This is a genomic window from Altibacter sp., assembly GCF_019913785.1.
Classification (GTDB): domain Bacteria; phylum Bacteroidota; class Bacteroidia; order Flavobacteriales; family Flavobacteriaceae; genus Altibacter.
Map to the genome: position 1 here is coordinate 18843 of NZ_JAIOHK010000059.1, position 18976 is coordinate 37818.

An 18976-nucleotide genomic window follows, 5' to 3' on the forward strand; every position below is an offset into this window, starting at 1 on the left:
AAGCGTTGGGAGATCCTTATTACTTAGATCGAATTTTCTATAATTTCCTGAACCACTTCAGGATTTAGTAATGTACTGGTATCACCAAGGCTTTCGGTTTCTCCACCTGCGATCTTCCGCAGGATGCGTCTCATAATTTTCCCGCTTCGGGTCTTAGGAAGACCATTGGTAAATTGGATCTTCTCTAGTTTGGCAATTGGGCCAATGTGTTCAGTAATAATCTGATTGATTTCCTTCCGAAGATTTTCATGATTCCGTTGCTCTCCCACTTCCTTTAGGATCACATACCCATATAGTGCATTGCCTTTTACATCGTGCGGGAATCCCACAACAGCGCTCTCGGCCACGGCTGGGTGTTCATTGATTGCATCCTCAATGGGTGCTGTCCCAAGATTATGGCCCGAAACAATAATCACATCGTCAACGCGACCGGTAATTCTATAATATCCCGTACTGTCCCGTAAAGCACCGTCGCCGGTAAAATAATTATTAGGAAAGGTCGAAAAATAGGTGTCTTTATACCGTTGATGGTCGCCCCAAATAGTACGGGCCATAGAGGGCCATGGAAATTTAATACACAGTCGCCCGTCCACTTGTTTTCCTGAAATTTCTTTACCGTTTTCGTCCATCAAGCAGGGTTGAATTCCCGGAAGGGGTAGTGTTGCGAAGGTAGGGATAGTAGGTGTTGAAAAAGGTATTGGCGAAATAAGAATCCCCCCTGTTTCGGTCTGCCACCACGTATCCACAATGGGACATTTCTTTTTGCCAATATTATCGTTGTACCAATGCCAGGCCTCTTCGTTTATGGGTTCGCCAACCGTGCCAAGAATTTTAAGAGAGGAAAGCTCGTGGTTTTCTACAAAACGCAGTGATTCCTTGGCGATAGCTCGAATGGCCGTTGGGGCTGTATAGAATTGTGTTACTGCATGTTTTTCAACAATCTCCCAAAAGCGACCATAATCGGGATAGGTAGGGACACCTTCAAATAGTACCGAAGTGGCTCCATTTGCCAACGGACCATAAAGAATATAGCTATGTCCCGTAATCCAACCAATATCGGCGGTACACCAATAAACGTCGTTTTCACGGTATTGAAACACATTTTTAAAGGTATAAGCAGTATAGACCATATAACCGGCCGTGGTGTGTACCATTCCTTTAGGTCGCCCCGTGGAACCGGACGTATATAAGATAAATAGAGGGTCTTCGGCATCCATGATCTCTGCCGGGCACATAGAGGAAGCGGCGTCCAGTAAGGGTTGTAACCATAAGTCTCTGTCTTTTTTAATGTTGACAGCACTGTCTATTCGTTTTGCAACTAAAACGCTGGCCACGCAGGGACAATTTTCCAAAGCCTCATCGACGATTCCTTTGAGATCGATTGTTTTATTACCTCTGAAGGCACCATCACTAGTGACCACCATTTTGCATTCACTATCGTTAATCCTTGTCGCGAGTGCAGTTGCCGAAAATCCCGCAAATACGACAGAGTGAATCGCACCGATACGGGCACAGGCCAACACCGAAATAGCCAATTCGGGGATCATAGGAAGATAAATACATACGCGATCGCCTTTTCGAATTCCTTTACTTTTTAAGACATTGGCAAACTTACACACCTGTTCATGTAATTGTTTGTAGGTAATATGTTGTGCGCTTTCCTCCGGGTTATTGGGCTCAAATAAGATGGCCGTTTTATTTGCCCGATTAGTGAGATGTCGATCAATACAATTTTCTGTAATGTTGAGCTTTGCTCCTTTAAACCAAGCTATTTCAGGTTTGGTGAAATCCCATGAGAGAACTTCAGTCCAGCGTTTTTGCCATACAAAATGTTCTTCGGCTATTTCTTCCCAAAAGGCCACAGGTTCGCGAACCGACTTTCGGTATACCTGAAAATACTCCTCTAAATTTTTGATATGATAATTGCTCATAAAGGGGCGTTTAATAGTTTCTTTTATCTTCTTCTAAGATAGCATATTCAAAATTATCGGCCCAACCCGATGATAATGGGAGAATCTTTCGGCAGTGTCCTTCGCGGCTCATCCCCACTTTTTCCAGTATTTTAATAGAAGCTTCATTTTTTGTCGCTACTCCGGCTGTAATTCGGTGTAATTGTAGCGTTTCGAAGCCAAAACTAATTACTTTTTTGACGGTTTCGGTGGCATATCCATTTCCCCAAAATTTGGGTAATAGACTGTAATGAATTTCTGCTTTGCTATATTTTTTTGAAGAAAGGTGCATTCCAATTTCACCGATAAACTCATCAGTGCTATTCAGTTTGATGGTCCAAGCATAAATAGAACGTTCCTTACGTTGTTGATCTTTTAAAATGGGCTGTAACAATTTTTGAGTTACAGAAAGCGTTTTTGGGATCCCAATGGTATTAAATGCTGCGACAGCGGGATGTTGATTCATGTTGTGAATGTGTTTGATATCTTCTGAAGTAATTTCAGTAAGGCATAAACGGTGTGTTTCCAAATTCATAGTTTAATTGTTTCAGCCAGTGTATTTTTTACCGAAGCATACCATTCGTCCTTTAAGATGCTCAACACAATGCTGTCTCGTCTTCCCGAAGCACTTTTGCAATTGCTTCGCAAAATTCCTTCAACGGTACATCCAATACTTTTCATAGCGGCAATACTTCGTAGGTTTTTGGCATCGGCCCGAAATTCTACGCGCTCCCAGCCCATGGTTTCAAATGCGAATTCAAGAAGCAAATATTTACAGTTTTTATTGAGACCGGTTCCTTGAAATTCACTACCGTACCAGGTATATCCTAATTGCGCCGTATTGTGCTGCTCTTGAATATCATAAAATCGAGTACTGCCTACGTATTTGTGATGTCGTTTATCAAATACGACAAAGGGATAAGCTGTTTTTTCTGTTCTTCCTTTTAGGGCTAATTCTAAGTATTTTTTTAAATTTTCCACACCATTGGCAGGTGTGAGTGAATAGTCCCATAGGTGGGGTTCATAAATGGAGTAAATACTTAATTGCTCTAGGTCTTCCATTTTTATAGGGCGGAGTTGTACGGCGTCATTTTCTAGAATATAGGTAGCGGTACTGTCGAAGTTTCCCATTGAATTTTATTAAAAAATGAAGTTACAATTAAATTTTTATAAATGTTTTCAGAAATAGTGCAAATTTGTAAAAGGCCCAAAAACAGATAGATACATGATTACAAATGATTACAAGTAACTATAATCGATAGTAAATACGTAACAACCGATTCGTATTTGGTTTGTGTTTCATATTTGCAGTGTTGAATCATCGTGGTTCAAAGTTCTTAACTGTTTAACATTAAAATTTTGTATTATGAACACACTTAGAAACAAAGTACAGTTGATTGGAAATTTAGGAAATGACCCGGAAATTATCACCTTAGAATCCGGAAAGAAATTGGCCAAATTTAGTATCGCAACAAATGACACTTACAAAAATCAAAAAGGAGAACGCGTTACCGATACCCAATGGCATAACGTAGTGGCCTGGGGCAAGACCGCGGAAATTATTGAATCCTATGTCACCAAGGGAAAAGAAGTAGCCGTTGAAGGAAAATTGGCGCATCGCTCTTACGATGACAAAGATGGCAACAAAAAATACATCACCGAAGTAGTATGTAGTGAGCTATTGCTTCTGGGAAGTAAGTAGTTGTCGATAAAAAAAGGGGAGTTTTAACTCCCCTTTTTTTATTTTTATCTCAAAGACATTGCATTTGACTATCGTACCAAAAGCCTTTTTGTCACCTCAAAATTGTCCCCCTTCAATCGTATGAAATAGAGTCCTGACCTATATTCTGAAACATTAAAAGTAATCTTATGTTTTCCGGCGTTGAATTGACCTTCATACAAAGAGGCCACCTTTTGCCCTAATAAAGAAAATACCGTAACAGAAACATTTCCGAGATCACTTTCAAGAAGCAGGTCCAAATAGACAAGTTCCGATGCCGGATTGGGAGATAGTTTTATGTCTGATACCAAATCAAATTCGGCCACAGCCAAAGGATCGTTTACAAAAGACCTTTCCCAAATTCCATGTCCATGTGTTGCGATTCGCAACTTTCTGTTTAAGGGCGAGACGTTTAAATCGTAGACCATGGTAGCCTCTGGCAAGGCTTCGGCAAACGACTCCCAGGATGCGCCTCCATCTTCCGAATAGTAAACACCCAGATCATTGCCTACGTAAAGATCACTAGAATTTAAAGGATCAATGGCAATAGTATTTGTGGGTATATCGGGAAGAATTCCATCAATGGCCGTCCAATTTACACCTCCATTAATCGATTTGAATACATGATCCGATCCGAATCCCGAGAATACGGCATACACGATATTATGATCGTTTGGATCTATCTCGATGTCCTTGCATACACGATTTGGCAATCCGTTTAATACGGTAAAACTCTGTCCTCCATTGGTCGATTTCAGTATTTTAGGAGGTCCTCCCCACGTTCCGAAGGGATCTCCCACCGTAGCTACATACACCACATTTTCATTGAAGGGCGAAATAGCTATTTTCATAATTACGTTGCCTCCATCAACCGATTGATTCGCCGTAGGAGCCCACGTTGCCCCAATATCAGTCGACTTATATAGTATAGTGCCTCCGGCATACATCACATCTTGATTTGAAGGAGCTAGCTCATACGGAGCCGAAAAGGCCGTATAATCATTGGGCTCTAAGTTAGGGCCAATATTGAAAAAGGAATCACCTCCGTTTACTGATTTAACAATATTCAATCCCTGCCACGAACCAAATACTATGGAATCATCGTCTTGATGCACAGAAGCCGACATTCCGTCACCGCCAATGACTCGCCACCAAGAAGGTTCACCCTTATAAATATAAGAGGCATTGTCCTGTGCTCCACCCATACAATAATTTGGATCTTGTGCCGAACTTGCCATATCGGCGTAAAATTGGGTGGTTTGAAGTCCTCCATTCAATGTGGTATATGGAATTTCTCCATCCTCCGACACAAACACACCGCCATCTGAAGCCATATAGACCTTGTTATTTAGTGGGTGATAATAAACTGCGTGAATGTCTGAATGCACATAATTTGGGAGTCCTTCCGGCTCAGTAACCAAAATTTGTCCCATGGACCAGGAGTTTGCTGTTTTTGCTAAGAAGTTTAATCCTGTGTCAGTAGACTTCCAACCTGAAATACCAACATATAGCATTTCATTTTGATTCATTGGATTCACTGCAATGTCATGAGAATACCAACCCTGATATTGAGCAATATTTTGATCATTTATTTTGGCCCAATTGACACCTCCATTGCTCGATTTGTATAAACCAGCCGGCGTAGTAGGATCTGTATTAAACCATCCTACCTGAATAGAAGCATAAATTGTATTGGTGTTTGAAGGATCAATTTCAAGTTTTGCATTACCGGACCAAGCTGCAATTAATCCTGGATCTAACAATTCGTTAAAAGAATTTCCTCCATCGGTCGATTTAAAAATACCGCATAGGTTAGGATCCAGTGCATTGTTAAAATTACCTTGTGTAACGTAGAGTGTATTTCCATTCGAAGGATCAATTTCTATATCAATACAATTCAACTCATTGAAAACCAAAGACCAGTTGTCACCACCATTGGTGCTTCGATAAACACCATCTGTGGCAGCTGCAAACATAATTTGTGAATTCTGCGGATGGATAACGATATCTTGGACTCCTTTGATTTCGTTCTCATCAAAGACCAGTACATGAGACCAATTAGCACCTCCATCGGTTGATTTGAGGATACCAATACCATAGGTTCCTCGAGTGAGACGCACCGTAGTTCCCGGTTCGGCAAAACCAATTCCGTAGGTCTCACCGGTTCCAATAACGATTGTATTTGGAATGTTTTGATCTATAGCTATAGCTGCAACACCCAGCACCGGAAATCCGGTTGGCACATACTCCCATGCATTTTGACCCAATCCTTGACTATTGGTTCTCCACAATCCACCACTAGCAGATCCGGCGTAAATAATATTTTCATCGGTAGGGTGAAAGGCTAAACATAGCATCCTTCCTCCAATATTTATAGGTCCCAATGATTCCCATTCGCCTATTACAGATTCTTGCGAATCGAAGATAATTTTGTTTTCATTATAAGCTTCCAAATATTTTGAGGTTGGGACATAATTATTGGGATAAGCTCTTTCGAAAGACCACGCATCTAAACTTTGACCCGCTCCTGAAGTTTTAACTTCTGATGCCTCAACCTTCGTTTCAATCTGTGACTTATTGTCTTGCTTAAAAAGCAGACTTACAGCAAAAACAATACAAATTAATCCGACAATGGAGGGTAAAACTTTATTTTTCATAGTGGGCTGATTAAAAATAGATCGTATTAAATGGAAAATAGGAATCGAAATATATCGAAAGTTCATTAATCTAATTCGTTTATACGATAATCCCGATAATCATTTCCATATTGTGAAATACGAAATCGATTGGGAATCAATAATTTAACATATTAAACTCCCGCCACTTCAAAATAGCCATAAGCAAACTCCAGCGATTCAATGAGCATCTCATTGTTCATTGAGTTTAAATCGGCAACAGCCCATTTTACTGGCCAGGCATTGACAAATTTCCAGACCATTACAGGCAAACCATTTTCATTCAGCAGGGAGACGATAATTGTTTTAGGTTCAATTTGGTTTGTAAGATTCCCACTCAGGGCATCCATACACCAGACAGCCAGTTCCGAATTATTAGGGACCATCCCTCTCTTTAAAATGAGATTCGAGTGTTTTACAGAGGTAGGAATTCTATGTTTAAAACTATTGTTCCCACCTTCTGTTATTTCCTCTGTATCCATCTCCATGGAAATCCCGGATACTTCCTGAAAGGAAACCGTATTGTCTTGTGACCCTAATTGCACTGAAAAGTAGAACTTTGGTACAGGCCAAGTAGCGTCTTGTTTTGAACCATCATCTGCCATGATTTTTAGTTTTTAATAGTAATATCGTATTTATGTTCTTTGCATTTGCTGTTCAAAAGAGATAACTATGAATTCAGCAGGACGCGACAAAGCAACTGCTAATGATATTCGCATTATACCGTTTGTGATGTCCTGAACTGTCATTGTTGTGCCTAATCCAACAGAGACTGAAAAGGCATCTGCCGGCTTTGGCCCTACCAGACCACCTTGTCGCCATAGGCCGGTTAAAAAATTTTCAATCATACTTTGCACCTGAGTCCATGTATTGGCGTCGTTACTAGCAAATACATAGGCTTTGCACGCATCTTTAACCGATTGTTCAATATAAATAAGCGATCTGCGGACATTAATATACCTAAAATCGTTGGAGTTGCCATCAAGTGTTCTGGCACCCCAAACAAGGGTCCCATGGCCGGGAAAAGTTCTTATGGCACAAACCGACTTTCCATTTATGGGTACATTCAAATCTTGTTGCGTATCGTGATCTATGTTTACTGCGGGCTTGACCACACTTTGGACGGCCACATTGGCGGGTGCCTTCCAAACGCCCTCGTTGTTATCTACAGCCGTGTAAATTCCTGCCATAGCGGCACTAGGAGGTAACAGGTTCAACTTTTTCTGAATTACCTCCAAAACCAATTTATAAGTAGCACTTTGATTTGATAAGACGACATGTGCCTCGTTTCTTGAAGTTTCTTGAGCACCGGTGTTTGTCAAATTAGCTATCAAAATAGCCATTCCGGATTCTTGGTTCAACGCTGAGACCGGAAATTCCTGGTTCAATAAATCGATTAATACACTTAAGGCTGATTCTGTGAGATGGTCATATGAAATATCAGAAAACTGATAGATCGATGTATGTAGCCAGGGATAATAGGCCGCTGCATAGCTGTTACTGCTTGACATAATTCCGCCCACACCATTCCTAAACGAATCAATACAATTCGGGTTTTGTTGAAGATCTTCAAATCCATTTGGGATGTCTAAAATGGACACCTTATCCTTCGTCTCAGCGCAGTGATTGATCATTTTATTTGCAATATCATAGGCGCTCTGGTCATCAAAAATAACGGCATCCGGGATTACTAGTGCAGTTGGTTCCGTTTCATTTTTGAGAAGATCTATGGCATTGGTAAACTTTGTTTTGTCTAAAAGAGAGGTATAATCGCCAATACTCATCACAAAACAATCGGTACCACCATTTGCGTAGAATAATTTCATAGCCGCATGCAATTTGAACAAAGCTGTGGTTGGATTCAAATTATAACCTTGCGAATTGGCTGTCGTAAAATCCGGATCTGTTGTAGTGGAAACTATATCGAATTTTGTCCGAGGCGGATCTTCGCCAAAAACAGTTAGAAAATCTGTAAGGGAGGAAAGTCTGAAGGCCATGTTTAAGAGGCTAGTTCCGTTGTGCGAAGTGTTTTGGGTATATCCAATGAACACAGGAACAGCAGTTGGAATAGGCACTACCGAATTCCCAAAAGCATCCAGCTCTTGAATATATACACCCGGTGTTTTCATTTTAGCCGACATATTTTTGATTTAAGTTAGACATATATGATAATTTTCAAGCTGCTTGTCACTGCAATCTCCAACCATTTATAAAATTCTATATTCCTTTCTTGTCTCTATTGGACTTTAATTAAATAGCTAAGCAAACCACAATATAGAATTTTAGGAAATAGGAATAACACTAAAGACACTACAATCCAATAGGTGCTTATGCGTAATTCATTCGAAATTACTTATAAACTTAGTTTACTATTAATAGGTAACTACTTATTTGGATTCTCAGAAGTATTAAAAAAAGAAACGATGGAGGGAGGATTAATTTATAGTAGCCCCGTTTACCACACTGTCGGAATCGGGATTGACAAATACCAATTTCCCTTCCGGGGTTTCGGTCATAAGGATCATGCCTTCACTGTCCACACCCCGCAAAGCTCTTGGTGCCAAATTGACCAAGACGGTGACTTTTTTGCCTATAATTTCTTCAGGAGAAAAACTTTCAGCGATTCCTGAAACAATGGTTCGCACATCAATTCCGGTATCGACTTTTAACACTAAAAGCTTTTTCGCTTTCGGCATTTTTTCGGCTTCAAGGATCGTTCCCACTCGCATGTCTAATTTCGTAAAATCGTCAAATTGAATAGTTTCTTTTTGAGGGGTTACAGTTGCGTTCATCACTTCGTTTGCTTTTTTACTGGCTTGTAATTTGTCTAATTGTTGCTGAATTTGCTCGTCCTCTATTTTACTGAAGAGTAATTCTCCCTTACCAATGGTATGACCGGATGGGAGCAGGCCTTTCTTGGATGCCACATGGGACCATTTAAGGGCGGTCTTTCCTTTCCCAATATTTAAAATGACTTTCAGTTTGTCTGAAGTGAACGGCAAGAAGGGTTCACTTAAAACCGCCAAGGCCGAAGCAATCTGCAGTGCCACGTACATAACAGTTTTCGTTCGTTCTTCGTCCGTTTTAATGGTTTTCCAGGGCTCCTCATCGGCGAGGTATTTGTTTCCAAGGCGGGCCACATTCATCAATTCCATCTGTGCTTCCCGAAAACGGTAGCGTTCAATCGAACTAGAGATTACCGCAGGATAGGCACGTAATTCTTTCAAAACTTGTAGGTCTACTTCAGAAAGGGAACCGGGTTTCGGCACCACGCCTTGATAATACTTTTCAGTAAGGACAACCACCCGATTGATAAAATTTCCGAAAACGGCCACCAATTCGTTATTATTTCTAGCTTGGAAATCACTCCAAGTAAAATCATTGTCCTTGGTTTCGGGAGCGTTTGCCGTGAGGACATAGCGCAATACATCCTGTTGGTTTGGAAATTCTTTCAGGTATTCATGCAACCATACCGCCCAATTTTTGGAGGTAGAGATTTTGTTTCCCTCTAGGTTTAAAAATTCGTTAGCGGGCACATTATCAGGTAGAATATACCGTCCATCGGCCTTTAACATGGCGGGGAATATGATGCAGTGAAATACAATATTGTCCTTGCCAATAAAGTGTAATAACTTGGTACTTTCATCTCTCCAATAAGGCCTCCAGTCTTTTCCTTCACGAATCGCCCATTCTTTTGTGGCCGAAATATATCCTATTGGTGCATCAAACCATACATACAACACCTTGCCTTCGGCACCTTTAACGGGTACAGGGATACCCCAGTCGAGATCTCTCGTTACCGCACGTGGTCGTAACCCATCATCGATCCATGATTTGCATTGCCCATAGACGTTGGTTTTCCAATCTTTTTTATGTCCCTTGATGATCCACTCTTTTAACCAAGCTTCGTACTGATCTAAGGGTAAGAACCAATGCTTGGTTTCTTTTAGCGTAGGAATAGCTCCTGTAATTGCACTTTTCGGATTGATAAGATCGGTGGCGTTGTGGGAGGTGCCACAATTTTCACATTGATCACCGTAGCTTTCTTCAAAACCGCATTTGGGACAGGTACCTACGATAAAACGATCTGCCAAAAACTGTCCCGCTGCCTCATCATAAAATTGTTCGGTTACTTCTTCAATAAACTTATTATCATTGTATAGATTTTCAAAAAAATGAGAGGCTGTTTTGTGGTGTATTTCAGCCGAAGTACGGGAATAGTTATCAAAGGAAATTCCGAAGTCTTCAAAAGATTGTTTAATAATAGCGTGATATTTATCCACCACCTGCTGCGGTGTAATACCTTCTTTTTTAGCCTTAATGGTAATTGGCACACCATGTTCGTCACTACCACATACAAAGACGATATCCTTTCCTTGTAAACGTTGATAACGCGCATAAATATCGGCGGGCACATACACCCCCGCTAAATGACCAATATGAACCGGGCCATTGGTATAGGGCAGTGCTGCAGTGATGGTGTATCTCTTGATCGGATCTTTCATAAAGAAAGCTAGTTTTATTGGAAAGCACAAAAATAGGGATTTTATCTTCGGAAGAAGACATCCTAAAAGAAGAAAAGTCTTCAACTTCACGAAGACTTTTCAGAAAAATACATTCAGCTATTTTATCAGGATGGATTTACTATAAAATTGACCACCCAAGCTAATTCTGTATATATATTGGCCATAGCTTAATCGCGTATTAATTGCCGCCCGAACATCTATGGTATGTCGGCCTTGAAACAGCACTTCATTTTTGAGGGTTCCTATTTCTCTTCCAAGAATATCGTATAGTTTTATATCCACATGTGCGGTTACGGGCATTTGCAATTCGATATAGGTTCGATTGTTTTGATACACGGCCACATGCGAAAGTGTTGAAACGTCGCTAAAGTCGGAAGTCGATAAGGCCTGGCAATTTAGCCCTAGGTCTAAGGTGTCATAGTTCTGATTTAACAAAATGGTATTTACCACCGAAGGATCCAAACAAAACCAATCGGTCAAGACACTTGAATAAACGTTTCTGAAATCGGTCGTTGGAATTAAGTTATCATTCCCGTCCCACACATTCAGATCGGGATGGACTCCTACAAAACCGCTTCCGTTTAATCCGCGACCAAACAACATTACCGGAGATGCCGCACCATGGTCGGTTCCGTTGGAGCCATTTTCGTAAGGACGACGGCCAAACTCAGAAATGGTCATTGCCAATACATTGTCCTGCATGCCGGTCGCATCCAGATCGTCGTAAAAGTTTTTAATCGAGTTGGACAGATCCTCAAGCAAGGTTCTGTGATCTTCTATTTGGTTGGCGTGGGTGTCAAAACCTCCCAAAGTTACCATATATACCTTCGTCCCAAGTCCGCCTTTGATCAATCGTGCGATGATCGCCAGCTGATTTGCCAGCTCTTCGTCTGCATAGGACACATCGTTGTTAGCCGCCAAATAGGCATCATGGATTACATCGGCATAAGTAAAAGTTGTATTTGTTGTGGCGCGCATAAAGAGCAACTTATCGCCATAAACACAATCGGGTATATTAATAACATCGTGTAACGCTCCATTTGCCGCAATATTTGCCAGCTGCGCCGGATTTGCTACCGAAAAGGCGTAATTGGATTCCACGCCATCAAAAATGAGGTTTCCAAGGCTTCCAATTTGTACAGCAGGCGGAATATCGGGTGGGTTGATTATATAATCGGGATACAGATCTTCAAAATAACGACCCCACCAACCGGTTGGTTCGAAGTTGATATCGTCTGTCGAGGCCCAAATGTCGGAAGAGCGGAAATGCGACAGGTTTTGTTCGGGATATCCTACGCCGTGGATCACCTTCATATTTCCATCACCCCAAACCGATTCTAAACTACTCATATAATTGGGGATCGCAAAGTCGGCATTTAAATTGAGCAGGTCGCTCTGTTGGTGTTTTATGGTAGGCCTCAGATTGGCATAGGTGCCATAATCGTATACAGGAACTATGGTGTTTAAGCCGTCGTTCCCTCCTTTAAGTCGGATGATCACAAGTATGTTGTCATTTTCACTTTCCGAAAGCGCGATTGACAAGGGGGATGCCTTGGATGCAGAAATGGCGCTGTTGGCCAATACCATACTTCCGGCTCCGGCCAAACCCAATGCCTGAATAAACGAACGCCGATTCCAAAGCGAATGCTCCTGATCGTGAATATGCTTATCTTCTGTCAAGTTTTCAGTAGGTTTTGGTATATGGTCGTGGATACACATAGCAGTTTATTTAAGTTGAAATTCGGGCATTCGGGCAATATGCTTTAGTAAAAGGGACACCTGAAAAGGTGCTTCAGACCAGCTTAAATTCCACAGGCCTTCGTCGTAGTAGTTTTGCGGGATTTCCCATTTAAAGATATCGGTCGCGATATCATAATCTTCCGGGGTATACAATTCCTTCGCTAGAAAATGATCTACCAAAACTCGGGTGATAAATTCGGGATCGTTACTATCATTGGTGAGATCGCGTGCTAGATCGGTAAAGGAAAATTCATGTCCGTTAACAAACAGATAATCCACATATAACTCCATCAAAATCCAACGCCCCGATAGGGTGGAAGAATTGATCCAAGTTTCGTCCCGCTGCCAACCCGAAACATCGGGGGGATTAAATATCTCCTGCCCCATGAGTCCGGTGTAATACACAAAAGCGTCCATAAGGGTATCGTCGTAAAAGAAATCGGATTCGTTCGTAAAATGAAACATTACGTCGTATGGACTCTTGATCACTACGCCAAGTGCTCGTTCATCGAAAAAGTGCTGACTTTTAAACAGTTGTTTAAGCACAGGCACTAATTCGAAATTATTGTTAATTAAGGTCTGAGAGAGTGGTTGAATTATATTCTGTTCAATCATGGTGTCAACATCGGGGCTTACAAAAAACTGATATAGCTTTTTACACATATTGAAGGCAATTTCACCACCTCTTTCCTGAAAAAGAATAGTAATCACATCCTCGTAATCCCATGCTCCCGTCTGGTTGAAAATAGTTTTTGAACCTGTGTCGTGGGTTGCCACATCGAAATAGATCGCGGCTCCTGGTTCGGACCAGTGATTATAGCCGGTTAAGGCACGTGCCGTTTCGGTAATATCGAATTCGGTATAACCATTTCCTTCACCCAAGGTGAATAATTCGTATAACTCCCGGGCATAATTTTCATTCGGATTGAAGTTGGTATTCTCAAAGCCATTGAGATACAGAAGCATGGCTGGATTGATACCAATATCATGTACAAAATCTTTAAAATTTCCTACGCAATGCGACTGAATTATATTGTAATACTGAAATAAATACGGGGCATAAAAATAGACTTCCAGCTCGGTCACAAAGTGATTGGTCCAAAAAAAGGTTAGTCGGCCGCGGAGATCCTCCGAAATAAAATCGTTGGCGCTTTGCAAGCGCCAATCGAGGATATATTGTTCATTTTCAGTTTCAAAATCTCCGAAATCACTTACGGCATAATTCCCCCAAAAAGGAGTTGCAGTTGTCGGCAGGTTAAAAGCTCCGTCTACGAGATTGTCTATAAACTCACTCGGACTAAGTGCCAAAGCGGCATCCACAGCAGCTTGGGCTGCTCCAAATCCTAGGCGACGATACACATGCTTTACCTTGCTAACATTCCAAGGATTTGGTGCGCTAGGTACATACGGAGCAAGCGTAGCGGTATTGCACGAGAGGGAGGTAATGGCTTCCATAGGTGTTCATTTTACAGGGATTGCGGCTTTTAAAAATACTGAATAATAGCTACTTACAAAATATTTGATCTATTTTTAACGAAATAGTTTCATTTTTTGTTGCCAGCACGTACATTTAAGTTATGAAGACACCGCCTTTCCTGAAACCCGGAGATACCGTTGGAATTGTATCGACCGCCCGAAAGATTACAAAGAAAGAGCTGCAACCATTTTTTTCTCTTTTGCATGATTGGGGACTCCATTTTGAACTCGGAAATAGTATTGGTGCCGAAGCACATCAATTTGCAGGAGATGATGTGGTACGAGCAAACGACTTTCAGCAAATGTTGGACCATCCAAACATAAAGGCCATATGGTGTGCTAGAGGGGGATACGGAACAGTGCGTATTATTGATGCACTCGATTTTTCAGAATTCAGAAAAAACCCGAAATGGATCATTGGTTATAGTGATGTTACCGTATTGCATTCACATGTTCACAACTTTCAAATTGAAACACTTCACGCCAATATGGCCATGGAGATCGAGACTAAGACCGAAGCGACCCGATCTTCCATAAAAAAAGTACTTTTTGGAGCCTCTTATAAAATTTCATACCCTTCAAAAGGAAAATTAAATACGAACGGGGTTGCCAAAGGGCAGCTCATTGGAGGAAATTTATCCTTGTTGTATTCCTTGTGCGGAAGTCCTTCAGAAATTGACACCCAAGGTAAAATACTCTTTATAGAAGATCTGGATGAATACTTGTATCACATAGACCGAATGCTACAAAACCTGAAGCGCAATGGTCTGTTTGACAATGTGGCCGGGATTATCGTAGGGGGGATGAGTGATATGCGAGACAATACAATTCCGTTTGGAAGGACTGCTGAGCAAATCGTTTTCGATATCGTTACCGATTACAATTTCCCTGTCTGTTTTTACTTTCCGGCGGGACATATACACGATAACAGAGCATTGATCATGGGTAGAACGGTCTCATTAACTGTTCAAGATAAAAGCGTAACTTTACAATTCTAGGGATATTTCACCCGGAAGCCATTGAACTCTCCAAAACACAGTCGTAGTATTAAACGTGAAACCGTAAAGAATGGCGTATCACAACGAATTAGGAAAAATAGGAGAACAATTGGCGGCAGATTATTTGCTTCGGAATGGCTTTGCCATTTTAAAGCGCAATTTTGTCTTTGATAAGGCCGAAATTGATATCATCGCACAGAAGGACAACCAGGTCATCATTGTTGAGGTGAAGACTCGAAATAGCGACTATTTTGGAGATCCACAGGACTTTGTTTCCAAAGGGAAGGTCAAGTTATTGGTCAAGGCCGCAAACGAATATATGATCGCCAATGATCTAGATTTGGAAGTTCGCTTCGATATTATTTCAGTCCTAAAAAATAAAACAATCGAAAGCGTAGAACATTTTGAAAATGCCTTTTATCATTTTTAGCATGTGAACATGGTTCCATTGTATCCAAGGGGTTCATTGACACCCCTTCTGAAGTTTGGTTTGCACAAAATTTAAACTTCAGAAACCAAAAAAACCCGCGCACTTTTTATTGCTGAAATTTTTGAAATGCGGTAAGTATTTTTTGGACGGAAGTCATATGTTCAAAGGTCAAGAGCAATCGGAGTCCGGTCCGGGTTTCTTTTTCCTTCATTTTAACGGTTTGTGCATGCTCCTGCACAAACTGAAGCACCTTGGTAAAAGCGGGACTTTGATAAAATGCACTTTGCTGGTCGCTCACAAAATAACCCACGAGCTTCCCTTTTTTCATCACCACTCGTTCCAGCCCCATGGAAATGGCAATCCATTTAATCCGAACACTGTTTAAAAGATCTACTGCGGGCTTGGGCAATTCTCCAAAGCGATCCACCAATTCCTGTTCAAATTTCTGAAGCTCTGCTTCAGTCTTCAATTCGTTTAATTTAGTGTATAGATTAAGGCGTTCGGTAATATTGTTCACATAGCCGTCCGGGAAGAGCAATTCGAAATCGGTATCGATCACCATTTCTTTTACGTAGTCTTTTTTCTGATATTCCGGAGCGGTATAGAGATCTTTGAATTCCTTCTCTTTTAATTCATCGATCGCCTCTGCAAGGATCTTTTGATAGGTTTCAAAACCAATCTCATTGATAAATCCGCTTTGTTCACCCCCTAGTAAATCGCCCGCGCCTCGAATTTCCAAATCCTTCATCGCAATATTCAAGCCGCTGCCTAAATCACTAAATTGTTCCAAGGCCGTAATTCGTTTTCGGGCATCATCGGTCATGGCCGAATCGGGAGGTGTTATAAAATAACAGAACGCCTTTTTGTTGCTTCGCCCCACACGTCCCCGCATCTGGTGGAGGTCGGATAGGCCAAATTGATTCGCGTTGTTAATGAACATGGTATTGGCATTGGGCACGTCCAAGCCACTTTCGATGATGGTGGTCGACACTAGGACATCAAATTCATTATTCATAAAGGCCAGCATCAAATTCTCCAACTTTTTACCTTCCATTTGGCCATGACCAATCCCAATCTTGGCATCGGGAACCAATCGTTGGATCATGCCGGCCACTTCTTTAATATTTTCAATGCGATTGTGTACAAAGAATACCTGTCCGCCGCGCGAAATTTCATACCGAATGGCATCGCGAATGGTTTCTTCCGAAAAACGGATCACATGGGTCTCCACCGGGTACCTATTGGGAGGAGGAGTTGTAATAACAGAAAGATCCCTTGCCGCCATCAAACTAAACTGAAGCGTTCGAGGAATTGGTGTTGCTGTTAGGGTAAGTGTATCCACATTTTCCTTGATAGTCTTTAGTTTGTCCTTTACCGCCACACCAAACTTCTGTTCTTCATCGATAATAAGCAGGCCAAGATCTTTAAATACAACCGATTTGTTAACCAATTGATGTGTACCGATCACAATATCCAACCTTCCACTCTTAAGATCTTCTAAAATCGTACGACGCTCTTTGGTAGTCCTAAATCGATTGAGATAATCCACACGCACCGGCATTTCGGCCAATCGTTCGGTAAAGGTTTTATGGTGTTGAAAGGCCAAGATGGTCGTGGGAACTAATACAGCGACCTGTTTTCCATTATCGACAGCCTTAAAAGCAGCGCGAATGGCGACCTCTGTTTTTCCGAAGCCCACATCGCCACAGACCAGGCGGTCCATAGGACGTTCGCTTTCCATATCGCGTTTCACATCTTCGGTCGAGGTAATCTGATCTGGGGTGTCTTCATAGATAAAGGAAGATTCTAGTTCTAATTGCAAATACGAATCGGGAGCATAAGCAAAGCCTTTTTGCAGGCGTCGTTTCGCATACAGTTCAATTAGATTGAAAGCGATCTCCTTAACACGGGTCTTGGTTTTTTGTTTGAGTTTTTTCCAAGCAGCACTTCCCAATTTATAGATTTTGGGCGCCGTACCGTCCTTCCCGTTGTACTTGGAAATTTTATGAAGCGAATGAATGCTGAGATACAGAATATCACGGTCCCCATAGATTAATTTTATGGCCTCCTGTTTTTTTCCTTCTACCTCTATCTTTTGGAGCCCGCCAAACTTCCCGATACCATGATCGATATGGGTGACATAATCCCCTACTTCCAAATTGGTGAGTTCTTTTAAGGTAATCGCCTGTTTTTTGGCGTAGCCATTCTTTAACTGAAACTTATGGTAACGTTCAAAGATTTGATGGTCTGTATAGCAAACATATAGTCCGTCATGGTCGATAAACCCCTGATAAAGTGGAAATACAAGGGTTTCAAACTGATCTACTTTTTGTTCGGCATCTTCAAAAATGTCATGAAACCGTTTGGCTTGTTGTTCGCTGCTGCAGAATATATAATTCTTATATCCAGTGGCCGTATTGGCATTTAGGTTTTCGATAAGCAGATTGAATTGCTTATTAAATGAAGGCTGGGGGGAGGTATGATACTTAATCTGGACCGGATAGTCCGGGTCCTGTGTTGCCGAAAGCTTGACCGTTGTAAATTCTGAAAGTTGTTTTTTAAATAGCGCGGAGGTGCAAAAAAGCTCCTCGGGTCTTGTCGCAGCTATTTCTCCTTTTATTTCTAAAAATGTGTCTGTTGCCTTTTTGAAGAGCTTGTCGATGCTACTGAAAATTAGTTCCTCATTTTTGTGGAATACCACGGTTTTAGCAGCAATATACTTCAAAAAGCCTTCCCGCTTTTCTTCCATCATTTTGTCGGCTACATTGGGAATGATGGCGACCTTTTTCACCTGTTCCAAGGACAGTTGCGTTTCTACATCGAAGGTTCGAATACTGTCTACATCGTCGCCGAAGAATTCGATGCGATAAGGCTCATCGTTGCTAAATGAAAAAACATCCAGAATACCACCACGCACCGAAAATTCTCCGGGTTCGGTCACAAAATCGGTGCGCTTAAAGTGATACGCGAACAACACTTCATTTACAAAATCGATGGTAAGATTGTCGTTCACTGAAATCTTCAACGTATTCTTTTCAAGCTCTTTTCGGGTCACCACTTTCTCGAACAAGGCTTCGGGATAAGTAACGATGAGCGCCGGCTTTTTCCGTGAATTGATACGGTTTAACACTTCGGAGCGAAGCAGCACATTGGCATTGTCTGTTTCTTCTATTTGATAGGGTCTTCGGTAGCTTCCAGGATAAAAGAGCACGTGCTGATCTCCCAATATATTTTCAAGATCGTTGAGGTGGTAGGCGGCCTCTTCTTTGTCATTCAGAATTAATAAAAAGGGTAGTTCGGTGGCTTTGAAAACTTCAGCAATTATCAGCGATGTCGCGGAGCCAACCATACCCGAAACGCATATATTGGATTCGGATTGAGCAATAGCTTTCCCTAGTTTTCGGGTGGCCGAAGACTGTGCAAAAAGCGAAGAAACCAAGGCTTTGCTCATAAAGGCGCAAA

Annotated in this window: 13 protein-coding genes; 3 read left to right on the plus strand and 10 right to left on the minus strand. The window is 41.5% G+C overall.

Annotated features, from left to right (window positions below):
* Positions 1-23: 23 nt before the first annotated feature.
* From acs to K8F54_RS09945, 3 genes are read right to left on the minus strand one after another with little or no spacing between them, the layout of a single operon-like run.
* A complete protein-coding gene (acs, locus tag K8F54_RS09935) occupies positions 24-1931 on the minus strand; it encodes an acetate--CoA ligase (RefSeq protein WP_290790272.1) in 1908 nt (635 codons plus the stop codon).
* A gap of 10 nt (positions 1932-1941) precedes the next feature.
* Positions 1942-2484 (minus strand): GNAT family N-acetyltransferase, encoded by a 543-nt coding sequence (locus K8F54_RS09940; RefSeq protein ID WP_290790275.1) that lies wholly within the window; start codon positions 2482-2484, stop codon positions 1942-1944.
* On the minus strand, positions 2481-3080 hold the full coding sequence (locus K8F54_RS09945; RefSeq protein WP_290790277.1) for a GNAT family protein: 600 nt from the start codon (positions 3078-3080) through the stop codon (positions 2481-2483). Before K8F54_RS09945 ends, K8F54_RS09940 begins: the two co-directional genes overlap by 4 nt.
* A gap of 235 nt (positions 3081-3315) precedes the next feature.
* Between K8F54_RS09945 and ssb the strand changes: the two genes are divergently transcribed.
* Positions 3316-3651 carry a single-stranded DNA-binding protein gene (ssb, locus tag K8F54_RS09950; protein ID WP_290790280.1) on the plus strand — a complete coding sequence of 112 codons (336 nt, stop codon included), beginning with the start codon at positions 3316-3318 and terminating at the stop codon, positions 3649-3651.
* A 68-nt stretch (positions 3652-3719) separates the two neighbouring features.
* Here ssb and K8F54_RS09955 read toward each other — a convergent pair whose 3' ends face one another.
* From K8F54_RS09955 to K8F54_RS09980, 6 genes are all read right to left on the minus strand, one after another.
* Positions 3720-6326, minus strand: a complete 2607-nt coding sequence (locus tag K8F54_RS09955) for a T9SS type A sorting domain-containing protein (RefSeq protein WP_290790283.1) — start codon at positions 6324-6326, stop codon at positions 3720-3722.
* Positions 6327-6478: 152 nt separating this feature from the next.
* Positions 6479-6949 carry a phage tail protein gene (locus K8F54_RS09960; RefSeq protein ID WP_290790287.1) on the minus strand — a complete coding sequence of 157 codons (471 nt, stop codon included), beginning with the start codon at positions 6947-6949 and terminating at the stop codon, positions 6479-6481.
* A 30-nt stretch (positions 6950-6979) separates the two neighbouring features.
* Positions 6980-8485, minus strand: coding sequence for a phage tail sheath C-terminal domain-containing protein (locus tag K8F54_RS09965; protein WP_290790289.1), 1506 nt, complete (start codon positions 8483-8485; stop codon positions 6980-6982).
* Positions 8486-8779: 294 nt separating this feature from the next.
* The gene (metG, locus tag K8F54_RS09970) at positions 8780-10849 is read right to left on the minus strand and encodes a methionine--tRNA ligase (protein WP_290790292.1); all 2070 of its coding nucleotides are present in this window, start codon (positions 10847-10849) and stop codon (positions 8780-8782) included.
* Positions 10850-10966: 117 nt separating this feature from the next.
* Positions 10967-12589 carry a DUF1501 domain-containing protein gene (locus tag K8F54_RS09975; protein ID WP_290790295.1) on the minus strand — a complete coding sequence of 541 codons (1623 nt, stop codon included), beginning with the start codon at positions 12587-12589 and terminating at the stop codon, positions 10967-10969.
* A 6-nt stretch (positions 12590-12595) separates the two neighbouring features.
* The gene (locus tag K8F54_RS09980) at positions 12596-14065 is read right to left on the minus strand and encodes a DUF1800 domain-containing protein (protein ID WP_290790298.1); all 1470 of its coding nucleotides are present in this window, start codon (positions 14063-14065) and stop codon (positions 12596-12598) included.
* A 122-nt stretch (positions 14066-14187) separates the two neighbouring features.
* On the opposite strand from K8F54_RS09980, the gene K8F54_RS09985 reads away from it, so the two are divergent.
* Positions 14188-15084, plus strand: a complete 897-nt coding sequence (locus K8F54_RS09985) for an LD-carboxypeptidase (protein ID WP_290790300.1) — start codon at positions 14188-14190, stop codon at positions 15082-15084.
* Between the two features lie 70 nt (positions 15085-15154).
* Positions 15155-15514 carry a YraN family protein gene (locus tag K8F54_RS09990; RefSeq protein WP_290790303.1) on the plus strand — a complete coding sequence of 120 codons (360 nt, stop codon included), beginning with the start codon at positions 15155-15157 and terminating at the stop codon, positions 15512-15514.
* A 106-nt stretch (positions 15515-15620) separates the two neighbouring features.
* Here the strand turns inward: K8F54_RS09990 and mfd are convergent, their stop codons facing one another.
* Complete coding sequence (gene mfd, locus K8F54_RS09995) at positions 15621-18965, minus strand: transcription-repair coupling factor (RefSeq protein ID WP_290790306.1); 3345 nt, start codon at positions 18963-18965, stop codon at positions 15621-15623.
* Between the last annotated feature and the right edge of the window lie 11 nt (positions 18966-18976).